A 19,204-nucleotide genomic window follows, 5' to 3' on the forward strand; every position below is an offset into this window, starting at 1 on the left:
TTGATAGCTAATCTTTCCCTTTTTATTATAAGCTTAAGGTCATCTGTATAATAATACAGTGAGTGTCGACAATTTAGTGAGCAAAGGAATGCCACCATGAATCAGAGCCAAAGACCTGATAAAGCTGCTTTAGTAGAGCTATTTCGCGATTTTATTGAGCCTCAGTACGTGATCAATGATGAGGAGACTCAAAAGCCTTTTGAGTGTGATGGCTTATCGGTATATTGCGATATGCCACTCATTACGGTGCTCCCAAAAACCGTTGAGCAAGTTTGTGAGGTAATGCGAATCTGTTATCGCTATCAAATCCCTGTGGTCGCACGCGGTGCCGGTACGGGTTTGTGTGCAGGTGCAATGCCCAACCCTGATGGCGTCTTATTGGTGTTGTCACGATTTAAACATATCCTTGATATTGATCCACTTGCCCGTAGCGCACGTTTGCAGCCAGGTGTCCGTAACCTTGCTATTAGTGAGGCGGCTAGACAATATGGCTTGTATTATGGCCCAGACCCCTCCTCACAGATTGCCTGCTCCATCGGTGGCAACGTCGCCGAAAACTCAGGCGGCGTCCATTGTCTCAAATATGGTCTGACCACTCATAACTTATTAAAAGTTGAGATGGTCACAGTCGAGGGGGATCTCATTACTATTGGTAGTGAAGGTCTTGATAGCAACGGCTTTGATTTGATGGCTCTGATTACTGGCTCTGAAGGTCTACTTGGGGTGATTACTGAAGTGACGGTCAAGCTGCTACCTAGCCCTGAAAAGGCTCAGGTCATTATGGCCGCTTTTGACAATGTTCAGACCGCAGGGGATGCGGTCGGCGGCGTGATTGCCAAAGGTATTATTCCAGCCGGACTTGAGATGATGGACAGCCCTGCCATCATAGCCGCCGAAGCATTTGCTCATGCAGGCTATCCAATTGACGCCCAAGCTTTGCTGCTGTGTGAGTTAGATGGTAGCGAGGCGGAGGTTCAAGAACAGATTGCAGAGGTTGAGCAGCTGTTTATTGAGCTTGGCGCAACCACAACACGTGTCTCACAAAGTGAGGCGGAGCGCGCCTTATTGTGGAAAGGTCGAAAATCTGCATTCCCCGCTGTCGGACGAATATCCCCTGACTACTACTGCATGGATGGCACGATTCCGCGTAGCCAACTTGCCCATGTCCTAACCGAAATGCAAAAACTCTCAGATGAATACGGTCTGCGCGTCGCCAACGTGTTTCATGCTGGGGACGGCAATTTGCACCCGCTTATCTTATTTGATGCCAATGTCCCAGGAGAGCTTGAGCGCACTGAAGAGTTCGGCAGCCGTATTTTAGAGCTTTGCGTCAAGGTAGGCGGCTGCATAACTGGTGAGCATGGGGTTGGCGTCGAAAAAATCCGCCAAATGACGATTCAGTTTAACGATCAAGAGCTGACACAATTTCATGCAATCAAGCACGCCTTTGACCCAATCGGTACGCTAAATCCAGGTAAGGGCATTCCAGTGCTCAAGCGCTGTCAAGAGTACCGTACCCTTGACAGAACGCAACACAACCATGACTCTCAACCACAGCAAGGAGATCTGGCATGACAGACATCAGTCAAGAGCTGATTGCGCGGGTAAGACAAGCCAGCCATGACGGCACAGCCCTACAAATCATGGGCGGGGGCAGTAAGCAGTTTATGGGACGTGAGCCAATAGGCGACCCCATCAGTCTTAGCGAGCACAAAGGCATCATCAGTTATGAGCCGATCGAATTGGTGCTGACTGCTCGTGCTGGAACCTCAATTACTGAGATTAATAGCGCATTAGCCGAACACAATCAGTGCTTAGCATTTGAGCCACCGACATTTGACGGACAAGCAACCTTGGGCGGTACATTGGCTTGCCACTTATCAGGCCCAGCAAGACCTTGGAGCGGTTCAATAAGAGACCATGTCTTAGGCATTCGCCTGATTAATGGCCATGCAGAAGAACTGCGCTTCGGCGGTCAGGTGATGAAAAACGTCGCCGGTTATGATGTCTCACGGATGCAAGCAGGCGCAATGGGCACTTTGGGTATCATCACTGAAGTCAGTCTAAAAGTCATGCCTAAGCCTGCCGCCACTGTGACTATTAAGCAGGAGATGGACGCTGCAAAGGCAATTGATACCATGAATCGTCTCTCAGGAAAATCCAAACCCTTGACAGGGGCGTGTTGGTTTGACAATCATTTATATTTGCGCTTGGCAGGCGCGCGAAGTGCTGTAGACAGTACTGTCAACCAGTGGCAAGGCGCAATATTAGAGGATACAGATACGTTTTGGTCAATGCTTCGTGAGCAGCAATTGGATTATTTCTTAGACGCGTCCTCATTGTGGCGGTTTTCTGTAAAAAGTAGCGCGGCGCATATGCTACCAGAGGAAGATTGGCTGATTGATTGGGGAGGATCACAGCGCTGGCTTCGTGGCAACTTTACCGTGGACAAATTAGAAGCGCTTGCTGAGGCCGCAGGTGGTCAAGTCAGCCTTTATCGCGGTGGTAACAGGAGTCAGGAGGTCTTTCATACTCAGTCTGAGGCGCTCCAAAAGCTCCACCAACGCCTCAAACACGCCTTTGATCCGAATGGTGTTTTCAATCCCAATCGTTTATACAGCTGGATGTAAATTAGCTCGATGATAAGGAAGTCGTAATGCGAACTCAAATCAATATAAAATATCTGGATCACCCAGATATTCAAGAAGCCGATGATATTTTGCGCACTTGCGTTCACTGTGGATTTTGTAATGCCACGTGTCCCACGTATCAAGAGCTTGGCGATGAGCGTGACGGTCCTCGCGGTCGTATTTATTTACTAAAACAAATGCTTGAAACTGGTGAGGTTAGCGAAAAATCCCAACTTCATTTAGACCGCTGTCTGACTTGTCGTAGTTGCGAAACCACTTGCCCTTCTGGGGTAAAATATGGCCGCTTGGCTGAGATCGGCCGCGATATTATGGAAGAACAGGTATCACGACCTGCCGATCAAAGGCTCAAACGCTGGCTTATCAGAAAGGTGTTGCCCTATCCGCACCGATTTGGGTTTCTTTTACGACTCGGACAACTGTTTCGCGCCTTTTTGCCTCGCGACTTAAAAGCCCAAGTCCCTGTTAAGCAAATCACCCGCCCGCGACCCTCGCAGCAACACTCGCGTCAAATGCTGGTGCTAGAGGGCTGCGCTCAACCTTCTGCCACCCCAAACACTAACAGTGCCGCCGCCCGAGTACTTGATAAGCTAGGTATCAGCTTGATCGCTGCACCAGAGGCCGGATGTTGCGGCGCTGTGAGCTATCACATACCTGCTCATGAAGAAGGACTTGAGTTCATGCGGCGCAATATTGATGCGTGGTGGCCATATATTGAGGCTGGGGCTGAAGCCATTGTCATCAGTGCCTCAGGCTGCGGCTCGATGGTCAAAGAATACGGCGAAAAGCTCAAACATGACGACGCTTATGCGGCTAAAGCCAAACGTATCAGTGCGATGACCCGAGACCTGAGTGAGATTTTAATCAAAGAGGACTTGAAGAAGTTGGTAGTGAAACAGACGAATCGCAAGACCGCTGTCCACTGCCCATGCTCGCTACAGCATGCTCAGCAGCTAGGCGGTCACGTTGAGCAGATTCTGCAACACGCTGGAATTGAGCTCTCTAAAACCCAAAACGGACATTTATGCTGCGGCTCTGCTGGTACCTACTCGCTCCTTCAACCTAAGCTGAGTCAGCAACTACTCACCAATAAAATCATCGACCTTACCATCGATAACCCAGATCAGATTGTGACGGCCAATATTGGCTGCCAACTGCATTTAGGCAGCCATGCGTCTGTCCCCGTCAGGCACTGGATCGAATTGTTAGACCCATAACAAACCCAACTATAATTGAGTTGACTTGATGATAAAGGACAGTCATAATCAGCTCTTAGTCGCTGAAACAAATAACACCATGCCTTAGCTAATTTTTGAAATAAGTTCTTTACTGCCATTTGAATGACGCCACCAATACCAAAGAACTATGGGCTTCTTTTGGCTTCATACTGATAAAGAAAATAGAAATATTCTTCAATGATATTTCAGAAATGACTTCAATTACATATACCAAGGACGGTTTATTATGTACACTTTTTTGGCCTTAGCGCCCATTCTGGTAGTCCTCGTTTTGCTTGTAATGTTGCGGCTTCCTGCCAAGATTTCTATGGGCGTTGCCTATTTAGTAACCGCGCTATTAGCGTTGTTCGTTTGGCAAGCCAGTGGTGCTCAAGTCGCAGCCGCGACTGTAAACGGCATCATCGTCGCACTCACGCTTTTATTTATTGTATTTGCGGCTATTTTATTGCTGAATACTTTGAAGGAAGGGGGCGCTATTGTCGCTATTCGTAAAGGCTTTATGGATATCTCGCCCGATAGACGCGTTCAAGTTATCATTGTGGCGTGGTTATTCGGCTCGCTGATAGAAGGCTCATCAGGATTTGGTACGCCATCTGCTATTGGTGCACCGTTGTTGCTCGCTTTAGGTTTCCCAGCGATGGCATCAGTTATGGCTATGTTAATTATTCAGTCGACGCCCGTATCATTTGGTGCCGTTGGTACGCCAGTATTACTTGGCGTTTGGACTGGTATCAATGATAAGCCAGATATAACGCAAGCGATTGCGCCACTCTCAACTGAAAACTATCTATTACAAATCGCGGGTAACATCGGTCTTATACATGCGCTGGTGGGTTTTCTAATTCCGTTACTTTTGAGTGGATTTTTGACTCGGTTCTTTGGTAAAAATCGCTCCTTCGTTGAAGGGCTCAAAGTATGGCCTTTCGCAATTTTTGCTGGTCTTTGCTTTACCGTTCCTTATTATTTGGTGGCTAGATACCTAGGTCCTGAGTTCCCATCATTGGTCGGTGGTTTTATCGGTCTTATGATTGTGCTTCCTGCAGCACAGCGAGGCTTCTTGATGCCTAAAGAGATTTTTGATTTTGCGCCACGCGCTAAATGGGATAAAGACTGGCTCGGCTCGTTACCTGAAGAAAAGTTTAATGATTCCATTGCACCAAGATTTTCTTTGGTTCGGGCATTTTCTCCTTATCTCATCGTTATTGGTCTACTAATCATCACTCGAGTCATTGCACCGCTGAAGGCATTTTTGACTGGAGATTTGACCACTATACAATTTACCAATCTTTTTGGTACAACTATTTCTAGTAAAATCCAACTTGCCTATTCTCCAGGTATCATTCTAATTATTGTTGCCTTAATCTCTATCTTGTTGTTCAAAATGAACGGACAAGCCGTCAAACGTAGTTGGAGTAGTTCTGCAAAAACCATGGTAGCCGCCGCACCAGCCTTGCTGTTTTCGGTACCGATGGTACAAGTATTCATCAACTCCGGGTCAGCTGCTGAAGTCGCAAATTCGCTACCCGCTATGCCCATCTTACTGGCTGAGAGTGCCGCTGGTGCCTTTCAAAATGCATGGCCACTCGTGTCTCCGTGGATTGGCGCACTGGGTGCGTTCATTGCAGGCTCAAATACTGTCAGTAATATGATGTTCGCTTACTTTCAGTGGTCAACCGCTAGTCAAATTGGCTTAGATGTCAATCTTGCTGCACAAGTAGTAGCACTGCAAGCGGTCGGTGGCGCAGCGGGTAATATGATTGCGGTACATAACGTCGTTGCTGCTTGCGCGGTGGTTGGTCTGATGGATAAAGAAGGCTATGTTATTCGCAAAACCTTAGTCGCAATGACATACTATGTGATTCAGGCAGGATTGATCGGTATGGGTATTATTTTCGGTCAAATGTGGTGGTGGATATTGGCTATCATTTGGCCAATCGCATTTTTTGGCATCATGGCAATGACGAGTAAAAAAACCGTTGCTTAACATGAGTTAGCTGTACTAGCAAATCTGTGAATCCGCACTCAGTACTTGAACTGACGCTATTATACTAACTATGATAGCGTCAGTTTTATGTCGCGGTTAAGATAATATTATCTAATAATTAACGACAAAAAATGAATGACCGCAGCATCATAATGAATAAACGGTTACCAAATAAGCAACAAGGAATACCTTATGAAAAATTTGAGCAAAATTACTGAAATTGAAGACTTACGACGGGTCGCTGAGCGCAAAGTACCTCGCATGTTTTATGATTATGTCGACTCAGGATCATGGACTGAGACCACCTATCGCAATAATGAAACTGACTTTGACCGTATCAAACTGCGTCAGCGGGTATTGGTTAATATGGAAGGACGCTCTCTCGCCACCGAAATGCTGGGCACGTCAGTAAAAATGCCTGTTGCGATTGCGCCAACAGGCTTTACTGGCATGATGTGGGCAGACGGAGAAATCCTCGCGGCACAGGCAGCAGAAAAGTTTGGTGTACCGTTTTCCCTATCGACCATGAGTATTTGCTCTATAGAAGATGTAGCAGAAAATACCAGCCAGCCGTTTTGGTTTCAGCTATATATGATGCGCGATATGGACTTTATCGCCAATTTGATTCGCCGCGCAAAAGAAGCCAATTGTTCAGCGCTCATCCTGACCGCCGACTTACAAGTACTCGGTCAACGTCATAAAGACATTAAAAACGGCCTATCTGCGCCGCCAAAACCGACGCTTGCCAATATCTTAAATCTGATGACCAAGCCAGAATGGTGTATGAATATGCTGGGTACCAAGCGTCGCACCTTTGGTAATATCGTCGGTCACGCTAAAAACGTCGAGGATATCTCATCGCTATCCGCATGGACAGCTGAGCAGTTCGATCCGGCGCTGAGCTGGGATGATGTCGCTCGTATTAAAGACATGTGGGGTGGCAAGCTGATTATCAAAGGCATTATGGAGCCAGAAGACGCTGTACTGGCAGCTCGTAGCGGTGCCGATGCGCTAGTGGTCTCCAATCATGGTGGACGCCAATTGGATGGTGCGCCCTCTTCCATTTCATCTCTATCCGATATTGTACAAGCCGTGCGTGCTGAAGACAGTCAGATTGAAGTTTGGCTCGATAGCGGTATTCGTTCTGGGCAAGATGTACTCAAAGCGATGGCATTAGGAGCCAATGGCACGATGATTGGTCGCGCTTTTCTTTATGGTCTTGGCGCGTATGGCGAAGATGGTGTCCGCCGCGCGCTTGAGCTGATTTATAACGAATGTGATATCAGCATGGCGTTTTGCGGTCATACCGATATCAATGAAGTGCGCGATGATATCTTAGTCAAAGGTACCTACGAGCATCTCAAAACTGCCTTGCCTTACGTAGCGCCAATGCGCTGGTAAGTGTAGACGATATAACTACTTAGACTTGTTGGTCGCTTTCTTTATACTATCTATACCCTTTATACTGTACTGATAATTTTTTATTGATAATTAGATGTTATGACCATTCAACAATTATTAAAGACAGCGCCTGTTACCACCTTGTTATTAGTCAGTTTTATCGGGCTATTTATCATGCAGGTATTAACGGGTGTCGATGCCAATAATCCCTCAACTGAAGCGCTGGTAAAGTGGGGTGCCAATGCTCTGCCTTTTACTATGGATAATGAGCCATGGCGCTTGGTGAGCAGTGCGTTTTTGCATATTGGGCTGATGCATTTATTGTTTAACGGTTTTGCTATGTATTTTTTTGGTCAAATCGCCGAGCCGATGTTTGGCTCAGCGAAGTTTTTGGCGCTATTTTTACTGGCAGCAATCGGTGGCAACTTACTGAACAATTACGTCACATGGCAAGGTATTGTGGACGGAACAGGACAAGCTGGATTATCTGCGGGCGCATCGGGCGGTATCATGGGTATTGGCGCAGCGTTATTAATCGCTGCGCTGTTTAAGATATCAGTCAATGGTATGGTGCTGAACCTTAAAAGCCTGATATTTATTATGGGCATCAACTTAGTCTATGGTTTTGCGGTGCCAGGTATCGACAATGCTGGTCACATTGGCGGTGCGATTACCGGTCTTATCATTTCACTACCTTTTGCGATTGCCTATCGTCAACGTATGGCAGCTGTCATACAGAATATTGCCACTTACGAGAATGATTATTTACCCCATTATCAAAGTGAGCAACAAAACGAATATCATACCACTTATATTAATACGCCAGTGAATAGCGGCACTGACTTTGATAATAATGCACACTTAAATAATACTCATTTAAATAACACCAGTTTGCATAATGAGAGTCATGTAGATAATAATAGGGGTGTAAACTCAAACGTAACTGTTAACCCTACCAATCCTATTCGTCCTACTCTTAACGAAACCCTGAATGAAAAAAGCACAGCCATTAAACCTGCGCTTATTTGGCAATTGCTGCCGTGGGTTGTGATGTTATTTATTAGCATTGGCTTTATGTGGTGGTGGCAAGATATTCATCAGCAATTAGTAGAAGTGCTCAATGCCATTGAGCAAAGCACTGTTTAGCCTATATTTCTTTTATTTTTACCTGATTCTAATGTACAAAATCCTTACGAGTTTTACTATTTTTATCCCTTTGTTTCACCCACTTATGAGAGCAAATCATGTCTACATCATCATCGCTATCCCCTACTTTTAAGCGTGCTTTGCTTAGCACGTTGACAGCTACTGCCATGCTTGGCGCAGCTAGCCTATCTAATGCAGCACTCTTCAATAAAAACCTACCGAAAGATCCTGATGCTGAGTTAAGCGTCGGCGTCAACGTCATGGCAGTCAAATCTGCTTATGATTTGGAAGAAAGCACCGAGATAAAAGTATTGCCAGGCGCATTCTATGACAATAATAAAATCTACGCACGCGGTGCTCAAGCGGGTGTATACCTTATCAATGACGGCAGCAATCAGCTAGCTGCTTATGCTCAGCTTGCTGGCAATTCATTTGATCCTGATGATGCTACTGGCGCACTAAAAGGACTTGATGAGCGTAAAGCCTCTGCTGCTGCAGGCTTAAGCTATACGCGTCTGACACCGGTTGGTGGCTTTCGTGCCCAATACGCTACAGATATCTTAGATCGTAGCGGCGGTAATACTGCCCGCTTAAGCTATATTGGTAAAATTAGCAAAAACAAGCTAACGGTCTATCCAAGCGTTGGATTTGAGTACAACGATGCTGACTACAATGAATACTACTACGGCGTGAGCGATACAGAGTCAACTAGAACGGGCGTCGCTGCTTATACCGCCAACTCAAGCTTGAATCCTTATATTAATGTTAGTGCCAACTATGATTTCAGTAAGCGCTGGGCGGGCTTTGCCAATCAAAGCTTAAGCTATTTGCCAAATGAGCAATATGACAGTCCAATGGTTGACTCGCGTACTGATGCTACGACGACGCTTGGTTTGCTTTATAAGTTCTAGTTGAGCTTAGATTATTATTAAAAAAGACCTTACTGCGTAATGTAGTAAGGTCTTTCTTCTCTCAGCCTAAGATGCTGGTAAAGTGTATTTCTCCTACCGCCTAACTAGTTCTTTCCAACATTTGCTCCCTTTTCTATCAGAACAAACTGTTTTGGTATCTTTTTAAAGAACTTATAACTAACTGCCTCAAATGACATGGATATTATTAAAAATAGAATAGCGAATGGTAAGAAAACGCAAGCAATAACCCTTTCTAAAACATTAAGAGTCTCACCCCCATCCCAATATTTTCGGAACAAAAAACGACCAATATAATTCGTAATAGGCAAGCTTTCTAATTCATCAGCTGGTTTTATTGGTAATGCTCCTTTAAGAGTACCTTTCAAACGTATAGCTTGTTCCATACTTCCACTATGATAAAAGTTAATTATGGCTCCATCGCCATAATCTAGAAAATCAAAGTTAATTATTATTTTATTATCAATAATGCATAGTGTTATTGAGTTTGATTCTTTTGCTGTCATCTCTATTCTAGCAGTATAAATTTTAATATCCTTAGCTAGCTCAATACGTAGCTTATCTGAACTTACTATGTCATCAGTATCAATAGTAGCCTTTCCGTCATTCCAGAAAGAAAGTCTAGTTACTGTTAATGCCTCTACATCATGTTCACCATATTTAATAGTCAAATTATTAATTGACGAAATGGAGTTTTGAATCAGTTCAAAGCTTTTAGCGCTAAACACTAATTCCTTTTCTTTCTTACTCTTAATGTAAAGAGTTACTGATATCAAAATACTTACTACAGCAAGTACTAGAAAAACTAAATTTGTTAATATACCTCCATCTAGAAACTGATAAAACCAACTCATAAATACTCCATTTTTTGAATAAACAATGCTTGTACTACTCATTTTTTAGTATTTTAGGGTGCCTTTTAAGCATTATTATTCCAAATACTATTTAAAAATAGCGTATGGTAAACTAACCTATATAAGTTCAGTTTACCATACGCTATTTTACATATATTAGTATCCAATTTACCTCTAAAAACGATAAACTTATTTATAAAAAAGACCTTGCCACATTACATGACAAGGTCTTTTTTATTTCTAACTTCTCAATAGAATCTAAGCATTACTTTTTAAATACTCTAACATAGTGTCTGCATCTGATACTTCAAATGGGTCTATTGGACAGTTGTCGCCAAAATCAGCTTCCTTAAACACTTTTTTAACTTCTTTATTGTCGACAACCATCGAATAACGCCATGAGCGCATACCAAAGCCAACATTACTCTTATCAACAAGCATCCCCATTTTACGAGTGAACTCACCATTACCATCAGGAAGTAAGAAAACGTTTTCACGGTTTTGCTTCAGACCCCATTGGTACATGACGAACGCATCATTGACAGAAATGCAAACTATTTCATCTATGCCTAACGCCTTAAACTCATTATAAAGCGCTTCATAACGAGGGAGATGGCTGGTCGAACAAGTTGGCGTAAACGCACCTGGTAGAGAAAACACAACCACTTTTTTATTGGCAAATAACTCATCTGTGGTTAGATCATACCATGTGAACGGGTTGTCTCCTCCAATAGAGTCATCACGAACACGAGTTTTAAAAGTCATATCAGGTACATGGGTAATCATTGTTTACTCCGAGTTAGGTTATTGTCTTTTTTTCCAAAATTCTGCATGTATATGATAATAGTTATAGTAGTCCATAAGCAATCTTTGAGATTACATTCACTATATAAGATGTAGATCTAGCTTTAAAAATATAAACCAAAAAAAAACCTTGCCACATTCTCGTATAAGAAGTGACAAGGTCTTGTTTTCGAAACTTTCAGTGGAACAAATATGATGCTGCTACTAGCAGTACAAATGGTACCTATCGTACATTAAGCAAGTCTGACACCGTAGCACATCATTATTTGGTCTACTGCTTACTTAGGATTTACCATATCAGCAGGGATTACCCACTCATCGAACTGAGCTTCAGTTAGCAGTTCTAGCTCAACCGCAACTTGCTTCAAGGTTTTGTTTTCTTTATAAGCAGTCTTAGCGATTTTCGCGGCATTCTCATAACCAACATGACGGTTAAGCGCAGTCACTAGCATCAATGAGTTATGCAAGAAGTCATCGATTTTGTCTTTTACTGGCTGGATACCAACAGCACAGTTTTCGTTAAAGCTATTGCACGCATCGCCAAGCAGTTTGATAGATTGCAATAAGTTAAAGGCGATAACTGGCTTATAAACGTTTAGCTCAAAGTTACCTGACGCGCCTGCCATGCTGATAGTGACATCGTTACCCATGACTTGCGCCACAACCATGGTCATTGCTTCTGACTGGGTTGGGTTTACTTTGCCCGGCATGATAGAAGAGCCTGGCTCATTTTCAGGAATCGTCAACTCGCCCAAACCACAGCGGGGACCTGATGCCAACCAACGTACGTCGTTAGCGATTTTATTCAAGCTACCTGCTAGCGTTTTTAGTGCGCTTGAAGCAAATACTTCAGCATCACGAGCAGCTAGTGCTTCAAATTTATTCGGTGACGTCACAAATGGAAGACCAGATAATGTCGCCAATTGCTCAGCTGATTTTACCGCATAATCAGGATGAGCGTTTAGACCAGTACCAACCGCCGTACCACCTAATGGCAATTCATACAAGCCTTGTAGCGCATTATCAATACGTACCAATGAATGATCAAGTTGGCTAACATAGCCGCTAAACTCTTGACCTAAAGTCAAAGGCGTGGCGTCTTGTAAATGCGTACGACCGATTTTCACGATGCTATCAAATTCTTTGGCTTTGGCGTCTAGTGTATCGCGCAATGCTTTTACCGCTGGAATCAGTAAGCTATTGATTTCACGAGCAGCGGCAACACGAATCGCCGTTGGGAAGCTGTCGTTGGTAGACTGTGCATGGTTGACATGGTCATTTGGATGAATTGGCGTATAGCTGCCGCGCGCGTTCCCTGCGATTTCATTGGCACGATTCGCTAATACTTCATTCATATTCATGTTTGACTGCGTACCAGAACCGGTCTGCCATACCACTAATGGGAACTGATCCGTTAGACCACCATTGATGACTTCATCAGCGGCTTGCACGATAAGATCGCGCTTATCATCTTCGATACGCTCAAGGCTCGCATTAGTAATCGCAGCGGCTTTTTTGACCAGTGCCATCGCTTCAATCATCGGACGCGGCAAGGTCTCGCCACCGATTTTAAAGTTTTCGCGGCTACGCTGAGTTTGTGCACCCCAATAAGCGTCAGCTGGGACTTCTACATTGCCCATGGTGTCTTTTTCGGTACGAGTTGCCTGATTCTGTGTTGACATAACTACCCTCTTTGATGGTTTGGTAATGAATGGTTTGTCATAAAAAGTGCAACAGCTGCTGCACACAAAGAAAAATACGCTGTAAAGTGGCGTTATGATAGCATGACTTATCACAAATTTCTCCACGTCCGTGAGGGTAACTGATGTCTAAGAGCACCAGCCAACAACAATCTACCAGTTCGCTACCTGAGTTATCTACCGTGAGCAGTCAAGCTGCTAATAATGTGCAAATAGCTGATACCATTAGCAACCCACCCAGACGCCATTTCACTCGCCAGCGTCGTAGGCTCTTGGATAATGAGCGTAAACAATATGCACGCATGGCAAGCTTGCATTTAGTCAAGCTACAGCAACGCTTACCGCCGAATGCACGTATTGGCTTATATTATGATGGCTTTGGTGAGCTGCCCACTCAGCCAATTTTGGATTGGTGTCAACACTTAGGCTATTTTCCTTATTTACCTGTCGTCGGTTCTCTTGGCAATGATGATAAGCGGTTACGCTTTGTGCCTATTTATCATGCAAAGTTATTAAATGTACCGACACGCATTCATGGCTTAGGCATGAAACAAAAACATCATCGCAGATTGCTATGGGCACGCGAGCTAGACGTCATTATCTGTCCATTGGTGGCGGTCGATAAAAACGGCAATCGTATGGGCATGGGTGGCGGATTTTATGATACGACGCTTAGCAAAAGCTATCAATCAGGAGCGAAAAAACCCTTAAAGATAGGCTGGTGCTATGACTTCCAAGTGGTTGAGCAACTAGAGCGTCAATCATGGGATGTGCCGTTAGATGCCATAATTACGCCAAGTGGCTTGAGGTGGTTTCGATGAAAGATGATAAAAAATCTCTAGATACTAACTCTAGTGCAGAGAATGTCGAACAACATTTGCAAGAGTTAGAAAAAGCGGATTATGAGCGGCTCTATTATAGTCAAGAGCAGACTTTTAGCGCTGACGAGTTAGCAAATACTATCAATGAACGCCGTTTAAATGAATTAATGGCGCAAAGTGATGAGTTTTTGAGTGGGTTAAATAGTGAGATTGAGGATTTTGATGAATAGTATTAAGAAAGGCATAAATCACATCATCATATAGTTAAAATATCTTAAAAACGCTACAGTACTGCTGGTATAAATTTTTTGTAGCCTCTGTCTGCGTAGGCACAGCAAGCAAAGAAAATTAATATCAGCAGTATATGATGTATGGATATTACTTTTCCCTGACTATAAAAAACCAAAAAGGCGAATGATTATAAAGTCACTCGCCTTTTTTATATCGACATTAAGAGTTTATATTGTTAATTAAAGCACCATCGCCGCAATCCAGCCAAAGATCAATAACGGAATGTTGTAATGGATAAAGGTTGGCACCACGCTGTCTTTGATATGGTCATGCTGTCCATCAACATTTAGACCAGAGGTGGGACCAAGGGTTGAATCTGACGCTGGAGAACCGGCATCACCAAGCGCACCAGCCGTTCCAATAATAGCTACTGTTGCCAATGGCGAAAACCCAAGCGAAATACAAAGTGGGACATAAATCGCTGCCAAAATTGGAATGGTCGAAAAGGATGAGCCAATACCCATAGTTACAATCAAGCCAATGAGTAACATAATAAATGCTGCCATCGCTTTGTTACCAGCAAACAACGATGCCGCTCCATCGACTAATGGCTGTATTTGCTCAGTCGCTTTCATGACTTCCGCAAACCCTTGCGCCGTAATCATAATAAAGCCAATCATCGCCATCAGCTTGATACCATCATTAAAGACCGTATCGGCATCACGCCATTTGACGACGCCTGTCGCCATAAAGACGCCAAAACCAAACATAGATCCTAGCAATAGTGAGTCAGTATATAGCTGCACCACAAAAGCAGTGACAATCGCTGCAATCGCCACTAGCGTCTTCATTTTACTTTGTGTTTGTGCAGTAGCCGCAGTTTTGCTTAACTCGTCACTATCTAACACTTCATCATGCGCAGCTTTATCAATTGCTAGCTGCTGATACTGACGCGGTTTACGATAGCTGATAAATACAGCAATCAGTAAGCCCACGAACATACCCAAAGCAGGAATCGCCATGGCTTTGGTCACCGAGATATTACTGATATCGATACCGGCTTCACCAACATTTTTGAGCATGATTTGATTGAGATAAATATCGCCAAACCCATAAGGAATAAACATATAAGTCGTGACAAGTCCAAAGGTAATCAAACAAGCAATTAAACGTCTATCAATATGCATGCGATTAAATGCCAATAATAATGGCGGCACAAGCAAGGGAATAAAGGCAATATGAATAGGGATTAAGTTTTGGCTAAAGCAGCTCATAGTGACAAGACCTGCAAACAACATGTATTTAATCATGCCACTGGTGCCGCCTGCATCAATGCGTTTAATCACTGCCCCTGCCAAAGATTGTGGCAAGCCGGAATGCGCGATTGCTACTGCAAACGCACCTAGCAGCGCATAAGACAGCGCGATTTGTGCGCCATTTTTGATCCCTTCTTGAAAGGCGTTCAAGGTATCAGTCATACCGAGACCAGCAATGAGCCCACCTGCCAGCGCACCGATTAACAAACTGAGTACCACGTGTACCCGCGCCAAAGACAGCCCTAGCATGATGACTACCGCCAGTAGCACCGCATTGATGGTCATATTCTCGCCCCTTACCCTATATTTTTTAGCCTACTATCGACCCATTTTGGTATGCTGCCAATTTACTTATGTCGTCTCAGCCTTTTAATCCACACAGTTGCTATTTGAACGGAGCGGTTTAGACGCGCGCTATTCTACCTGATTTTACGACTAAAACCCACGCGCAAAACCAAATAGCCTGAAGAGAAAAAATAGATAAAGGCACAATATTCTCTCAACTGTTGATAACAGAGCCTTGCAATTTTATATAGCAGCACCATTTATCTAAACATGAACCACTAACTTGACTTTACAAGTCTGGTGAACGAGGAAGAATATATGAGTGAACATAAAATTGATAAAGACAATATCGATATCGATGTCGACGTGTCACCTAACGTTGCTGATGACAACAAGCAGCAAAGTGAGCTAGAAAACGAGCAACAGAATGAGCTAAAAACCTCGTCTGATAACGCAGTAGAAAACAAGTCAGCGTCTGACGCTGCTCAAGAAGATGACACTGCGAAAGACAGTAAAGAAGATGCTGTTGAAGACTATCTGCCATTATTGGCACTGCGCGATGTCGTTGTTTATCCGCATATGCAAATTGCTTTGTTTGTCGGTCGTGAGCCTTCAGTCAAAGCGGTTGAATTGGCGCAAGCTGAGTACGGCAATAAAGTTTTGGTCGTTGCTCAAAAAGACTCGCTCACCGAAGACATTGATCACGATAACTTATATCAATACGGCACAGTATGTCGTATCGTCAGCACCATGCCACATGATAGCGATGAGAATTGCATCAAAGTATTGATCGAAGGTCAATATCGCGCTCGTGTTGATTCGATAGAGAGTCATGATGATTTATTGATGGCAAGCTTTGAGCGTGCAGACCTTGATGTCAGCATGGATGAGAGCCAGCAGAAAAACACGATTCAAGCTTTAACCTCGCTGTTTGAAAGCTATGCCGATGCACGTTTACGTAATGCGCGTGAGCTAACGCGCGTTGCAAAACGTATCGATGATTTGCTTGAGTTGGTCTACTTTATCTCAACTCGTGTGTCGATGGATCTTGATATCAAACAGTCATTTTTAGAGCAAAATGATATCAAAACCCATATCAACACTTTGACCGAATATTTGGTCAAGCAAAGTGCTGAGCAAAACATCGAACAAGATATCCAAGAAGCTGTCCGTCAGCAAATGGAAGACAATCAGCGCGAATACTTCTTAAACGAGAAGATGAAAGCCATTAAAAACGAGCTGTCAGATATGAATGACGGTGCGTTCGATGGTGAAGATGACGTGGCTGAGCTTGAACAACGTCTTGATGAAGCTGACTTGCCAGAAGATGTACGCAAAAAAGCTGAGCAAGAAATGAAAAAGCTCAAAATGATGCCACCGGCTTCGAGCGAATCTTCAGTGGTGCGTAACTATATTGAATGGATTTTGGACACGCCGTGGAATGCGACGACTAAAGTTTCTATCAATTTAGATAAAGCTAAAACTGTCCTAGATGAAGACCATTATGGCTTACAAGATGTCAAAGATCGCATCTTAGAGTATCTCGCTGTACAGTCTCGAGTGAAAAAACTGCGCGGTCCGATTCTTTGCTTAGTCGGTCCTCCAGGTGTTGGTAAAACTTCATTGGGCGAATCAATTGCTCGTGCAACCGGTCGTAAGTTTGTACGTATGGCGCTTGGCGGCGTACGTGATGAAGCTGAGATTCGTGGTCATCGCCGTACTTATATCGGTGCAATGCCAGGTAAAATCGTGCAGTCATTGGCAAAGGTAGAAGTCAAAAACCCGCTATTCTTATTGGATGAAATCGATAAGATGGCGCATGATTTCCGCGGTGATCCAGCATCAGCATTACTTGAAGTGCTAGACCCATCACAGAATGATACTTTCAATGACCATTATTTAGATATGGACTTAGATTTATCACAAGTGATGTTTATCTGTACCGCTAACAGTATGGATATTCCAGCTGCGCTACTTGACCGTATGGAGGTTATTCGCTTACCGGGTTATACCGAAGCAGAAAAAGTGAATATCGCGCAGAAGTATCTAGTGCCAAAAGCCATTAAAAATAACGGTCTCAAAGAAGGCGAGATTGAGATTGTAGAAGCGGCATTGCATAGCATCGTGCGTAGCTATACGCGTGAAGCCGGTGTACGTAACCTTGAGCGTGAAGTGAATAAAATCTGCCGTAAAGTGGTTCGCGGTTCGGTTGAAACGCATGGCGCCCGCGCTCCGAAAAAAGCAGAACGTCAGCTGGTCGTGGTCGATGACAAAAACATCGATGACTATCTAGGTGTCCATCAGTATGACTATGGTCTAGCGGAAGAAGAGCCTGAGATTGGTCGTATTACTGGGCTTGCTTGGACACAAGTCGGTGGTGAGCTACTTACTATCGAAGCGGTTGCGATGAAAGGCAAAGGTGAGCTTATCTTTACCGGTTCACTCGGTGACGTGATGAAAGAATCTATCCGTGCAGCGATGAGTGTGGTACGTGCTCGTGGCGATAGCTTAGGCATTGATTACGAGACTTTTAAAACGACTGACGTCCACGTACATATGCCAGAAGGCGCCACTCCAAAAGATGGTCCATCTGCTGGTGGTGCGCTAACGACAGCGCTAGTATCTGCATTAACTGGTATTGCTATTCGTCCAGATATTGCCATGACAGGTGAGATTACCCTGCGCGGTAAAATCCTACGTATCGGTGGTCTTAAAGAGAAGCTGCTCGCAGCGCATCGTGGTGGTATCAAGCATGTGTTGATTCCAGATACTAACGAGCGTGACTTAGCCGATATCCCTGATAACGTCAAAGAAGGCTTAACCATTCAGCCAGTCGCGACGATTGATGAGATATTAAAAGTAGCGTTGGTCAGTATGCCAGTACCAATTAAACCTGCCAAAGTAACGGTTGATAAGACCAAAGGTAAAGCGCTACACAATTAATCAGTTAACGTAAGAAAAAGACCGTAATATTAGTTACGGTCTTTTTTTTGTTCAGGATTTTTAAATTTGCTATTTATTTTCTCTTGGATTAAATCCCTTCAAATATGATAGGAAGATCTCTTGCGTAAGTTACCTTCTTTTAAAAATCATATGATACTTACATTTATTAACCGATTGTTGCGCTTTTAGTGAATAACTCCTTCAAGCGCCTAGCTATACTGATACAGTAAATCATTGATGATATAAAAAACACGAATTTAAAACGGAGATAATAATGAATAAGACAATGCTTGCAAGTGCTCTATTATGTGGTTCTGCTTTAGCAATGACGGGTTGCCAAACGGTAGAAGGTCAGATGCAAACAGGCAATCCTCTAAACCAACCTGTTTTGAAGTCGACCATTAATACTGTTACTGGTGATAAAAATGAAGTCGGGCAAATGTTTTTACGTCCCGTTGATGGTGGTGTGCAAGTATATGGTAAGCTGATGAACTTGCAGCCAGGTCAGACCGTGTCGTTACATATTCATGAAACAGGAAGCTGTGGCAATATGGGTAAAGCAGCAGGTGGGCATTTTAATCCAGATAACAAACCACACTCTAACCCAAATGACATGAATGGTCATGCAGGCGACTTACCTAATTTAACGGCTAATGCGGATGGTGTCGCAACTATCAATTATGTGAATAAGAAAATTTCTGCCGCTGATGCTGGTAAATACAGCGTCAATCGCCTAGCCTTTATCGTGCATAGTGGCGTTGATGATTACACCAGTCAGCCAGCTGGTAATGCCGGTGATCGCGTCGCTTGCGGTATCATCGAAAAAAGATAATCCATAATCCATAATCATAGCTTCGATTTTAAATCATAAAAAAACCTCTTAGATTGTATAAGAGGTTTTTTT

At 43.8% G+C, this 19,204-nt stretch carries 15 protein-coding genes; 11 read left to right on the forward strand and 4 right to left on the reverse strand.

Features of this window, described 5'->3' with window-relative positions; translation table 11 throughout:
* Positions 1–96 precede the first annotated feature (96 nt).
* The 7 genes from JMX75_RS03060 (at position 97) to JMX75_RS03090 (ending at position 9,328) form a co-directional block, all read left to right on the forward strand.
* Positions 97–1,575 carry an FAD-linked oxidase C-terminal domain-containing protein gene (locus JMX75_RS03060; protein WP_011514205.1) on the forward strand — a complete coding sequence of 493 codons (1,479 nt, stop codon included), beginning with the start codon at positions 97–99 and terminating at the stop codon, positions 1,573–1,575.
* Positions 1,572–2,630, forward strand: a complete 1,059-nt coding sequence (glcE, locus tag JMX75_RS03065) for a glycolate oxidase subunit GlcE (RefSeq protein WP_201530934.1) — start codon at positions 1,572–1,574, stop codon at positions 2,628–2,630. The genes JMX75_RS03060 and glcE overlap by 4 nt, the downstream gene beginning before the upstream one ends.
* Before the next feature lie 26 nt (positions 2,631–2,656).
* A complete protein-coding gene (glcF, locus tag JMX75_RS03070) occupies positions 2,657–3,865 on the forward strand; it encodes a glycolate oxidase subunit GlcF (protein ID WP_201530936.1) in 1,209 nt (402 codons plus the stop codon).
* Positions 3,866–4,112: 247 nt separating this feature from the next.
* Positions 4,113–5,870: an L-lactate permease gene (locus JMX75_RS03075; RefSeq protein WP_201530938.1), complete on the forward strand. Its 1,758-nt coding sequence runs from the start codon at positions 4,113–4,115 to the stop codon at positions 5,868–5,870.
* Between the two features lie 192 nt (positions 5,871–6,062).
* Complete coding sequence (locus JMX75_RS03080) at positions 6,063–7,271, forward strand: L-lactate dehydrogenase (protein ID WP_133105073.1); 1,209 nt, start codon at positions 6,063–6,065, stop codon at positions 7,269–7,271.
* Positions 7,272–7,370: 99 nt separating this feature from the next.
* Positions 7,371–8,417: a rhomboid family intramembrane serine protease gene (locus JMX75_RS03085; protein WP_201530940.1), complete on the forward strand. Its 1,047-nt coding sequence runs from the start codon at positions 7,371–7,373 to the stop codon at positions 8,415–8,417.
* 98 nt (positions 8,418–8,515) lie between these two features.
* The gene (locus JMX75_RS03090; RefSeq protein WP_201530942.1) at positions 8,516–9,328 is read left to right on the forward strand and encodes a MipA/OmpV family protein; all 813 of its coding nucleotides are present in this window, start codon (positions 8,516–8,518) and stop codon (positions 9,326–9,328) included.
* 104 nt (positions 9,329–9,432) lie between these two features.
* On the opposite strand, the gene JMX75_RS03095 is transcribed toward JMX75_RS03090, so the two are convergent.
* The 3 genes from JMX75_RS03095 to fumC all read right to left on the reverse strand — a co-directional run bounded on the left by JMX75_RS03095 (position 9,433) and on the right by fumC (position 12,686).
* On the reverse strand, positions 9,433–10,200 hold the full coding sequence (locus tag JMX75_RS03095) for a hypothetical protein (RefSeq protein ID WP_133105076.1): 768 nt from the start codon (positions 10,198–10,200) through the stop codon (positions 9,433–9,435).
* A 258-nt stretch (positions 10,201–10,458) separates the two neighbouring features.
* Entirely contained in the window at positions 10,459–10,986 is a 528-nt protein-coding gene (locus JMX75_RS03100; RefSeq protein WP_133105077.1) for a peroxiredoxin, read from the reverse strand.
* Between the two features lie 296 nt (positions 10,987–11,282).
* Complete coding sequence (gene fumC / locus JMX75_RS03105) at positions 11,283–12,686, reverse strand: class II fumarate hydratase (protein ID WP_181209791.1); 1,404 nt, start codon at positions 12,684–12,686, stop codon at positions 11,283–11,285.
* Positions 12,687–12,829: 143 nt separating this feature from the next.
* Here fumC and JMX75_RS03110 point away from each other — a divergent pair, with 143 nt between their 5' ends.
* Entirely contained in the window at positions 12,830–13,525 is a 696-nt protein-coding gene (locus tag JMX75_RS03110) for a 5-formyltetrahydrofolate cyclo-ligase (protein WP_201530944.1), read from the forward strand.
* Positions 13,522–13,755, forward strand: coding sequence for a hypothetical protein (locus JMX75_RS03115; protein ID WP_201530946.1), 234 nt, complete (start codon positions 13,522–13,524; stop codon positions 13,753–13,755). The genes JMX75_RS03110 and JMX75_RS03115 overlap by 4 nt, the downstream gene beginning before the upstream one ends.
* A gap of 240 nt (positions 13,756–13,995) precedes the next feature.
* On the opposite strand, the gene JMX75_RS03120 is transcribed toward JMX75_RS03115, so the two are convergent.
* Positions 13,996–15,357 (reverse strand): Na+/H+ antiporter family protein, encoded by a 1,362-nt coding sequence (locus JMX75_RS03120; protein ID WP_181209788.1) that lies wholly within the window; start codon positions 15,355–15,357, stop codon positions 13,996–13,998.
* A 318-nt stretch (positions 15,358–15,675) separates the two neighbouring features.
* Here JMX75_RS03120 and lon point away from each other — a divergent pair, with 318 nt between their 5' ends.
* Positions 15,676–18,300 carry an endopeptidase La gene (lon, locus tag JMX75_RS03125; protein ID WP_227673130.1) on the forward strand — a complete coding sequence of 875 codons (2,625 nt, stop codon included), beginning with the start codon at positions 15,676–15,678 and terminating at the stop codon, positions 18,298–18,300.
* Between the two features lie 274 nt (positions 18,301–18,574).
* Positions 18,575–19,132 (forward strand): superoxide dismutase family protein, encoded by a 558-nt coding sequence (locus JMX75_RS03130; RefSeq protein ID WP_201530948.1) that lies wholly within the window; start codon positions 18,575–18,577, stop codon positions 19,130–19,132.
* The last annotated feature ends 72 nt before the right edge of the window (positions 19,133–19,204 follow it).

The organism is Psychrobacter sp. LFX-11D, assembly GCF_904846475.1.
Classification (GTDB): Bacteria; Pseudomonadota; Gammaproteobacteria; order Pseudomonadales; family Moraxellaceae; genus Psychrobacter; species Psychrobacter cryohalolentis.

Excerpts from the sequence above, each read along its gene's own strand:
- JMX75_RS03060 (WP_011514205.1), top strand. The coding sequence starts at position 97 with ATGAATCAGAGCCAAAGACCTGATAAAGCTGCTTTAGTAGAGCTATTT.
- glcE (WP_201530934.1), top strand. The coding sequence starts at position 1,572 with ATGACAGACATCAGTCAAGAGCTGATTGCGCGGGTAAGACAAGCCAGC.
- glcF (WP_201530936.1), top strand. The coding sequence starts at position 2,657 with ATGCGAACTCAAATCAATATAAAATATCTGGATCACCCAGATATTCAA.
- JMX75_RS03075 (WP_201530938.1), top strand. The coding sequence starts at position 4,113 with ATGTACACTTTTTTGGCCTTAGCGCCCATTCTGGTAGTCCTCGTTTTG.
- JMX75_RS03080 (WP_133105073.1), top strand. The coding sequence starts at position 6,063 with ATGAAAAATTTGAGCAAAATTACTGAAATTGAAGACTTACGACGGGTC.
- JMX75_RS03085 (WP_201530940.1), top strand. The coding sequence starts at position 7,371 with ATGACCATTCAACAATTATTAAAGACAGCGCCTGTTACCACCTTGTTA.
- JMX75_RS03090 (WP_201530942.1), top strand. The coding sequence starts at position 8,516 with ATGTCTACATCATCATCGCTATCCCCTACTTTTAAGCGTGCTTTGCTT.
- JMX75_RS03095 (WP_133105076.1), bottom strand. The coding sequence starts at position 10,200 with ATGAGTTGGTTTTATCAGTTTCTAGATGGAGGTATATTAACAAATTTA.
- JMX75_RS03100 (WP_133105077.1), bottom strand. The coding sequence starts at position 10,986 with ATGATTACCCATGTACCTGATATGACTTTTAAAACTCGTGTTCGTGAT.
- fumC (WP_181209791.1), bottom strand. The coding sequence starts at position 12,686 with ATGTCAACACAGAATCAGGCAACTCGTACCGAAAAAGACACCATGGGC.
- JMX75_RS03110 (WP_201530944.1), top strand. The coding sequence starts at position 12,830 with ATGTCTAAGAGCACCAGCCAACAACAATCTACCAGTTCGCTACCTGAG.
- JMX75_RS03115 (WP_201530946.1), top strand. The coding sequence starts at position 13,522 with ATGAAAGATGATAAAAAATCTCTAGATACTAACTCTAGTGCAGAGAAT.
- JMX75_RS03120 (WP_181209788.1), bottom strand. The coding sequence starts at position 15,357 with ATGACCATCAATGCGGTGCTACTGGCGGTAGTCATCATGCTAGGGCTG.
- lon (WP_227673130.1), top strand. The coding sequence starts at position 15,676 with ATGAGTGAACATAAAATTGATAAAGACAATATCGATATCGATGTCGAC.
- JMX75_RS03130 (WP_201530948.1), top strand. The coding sequence starts at position 18,575 with ATGAATAAGACAATGCTTGCAAGTGCTCTATTATGTGGTTCTGCTTTA.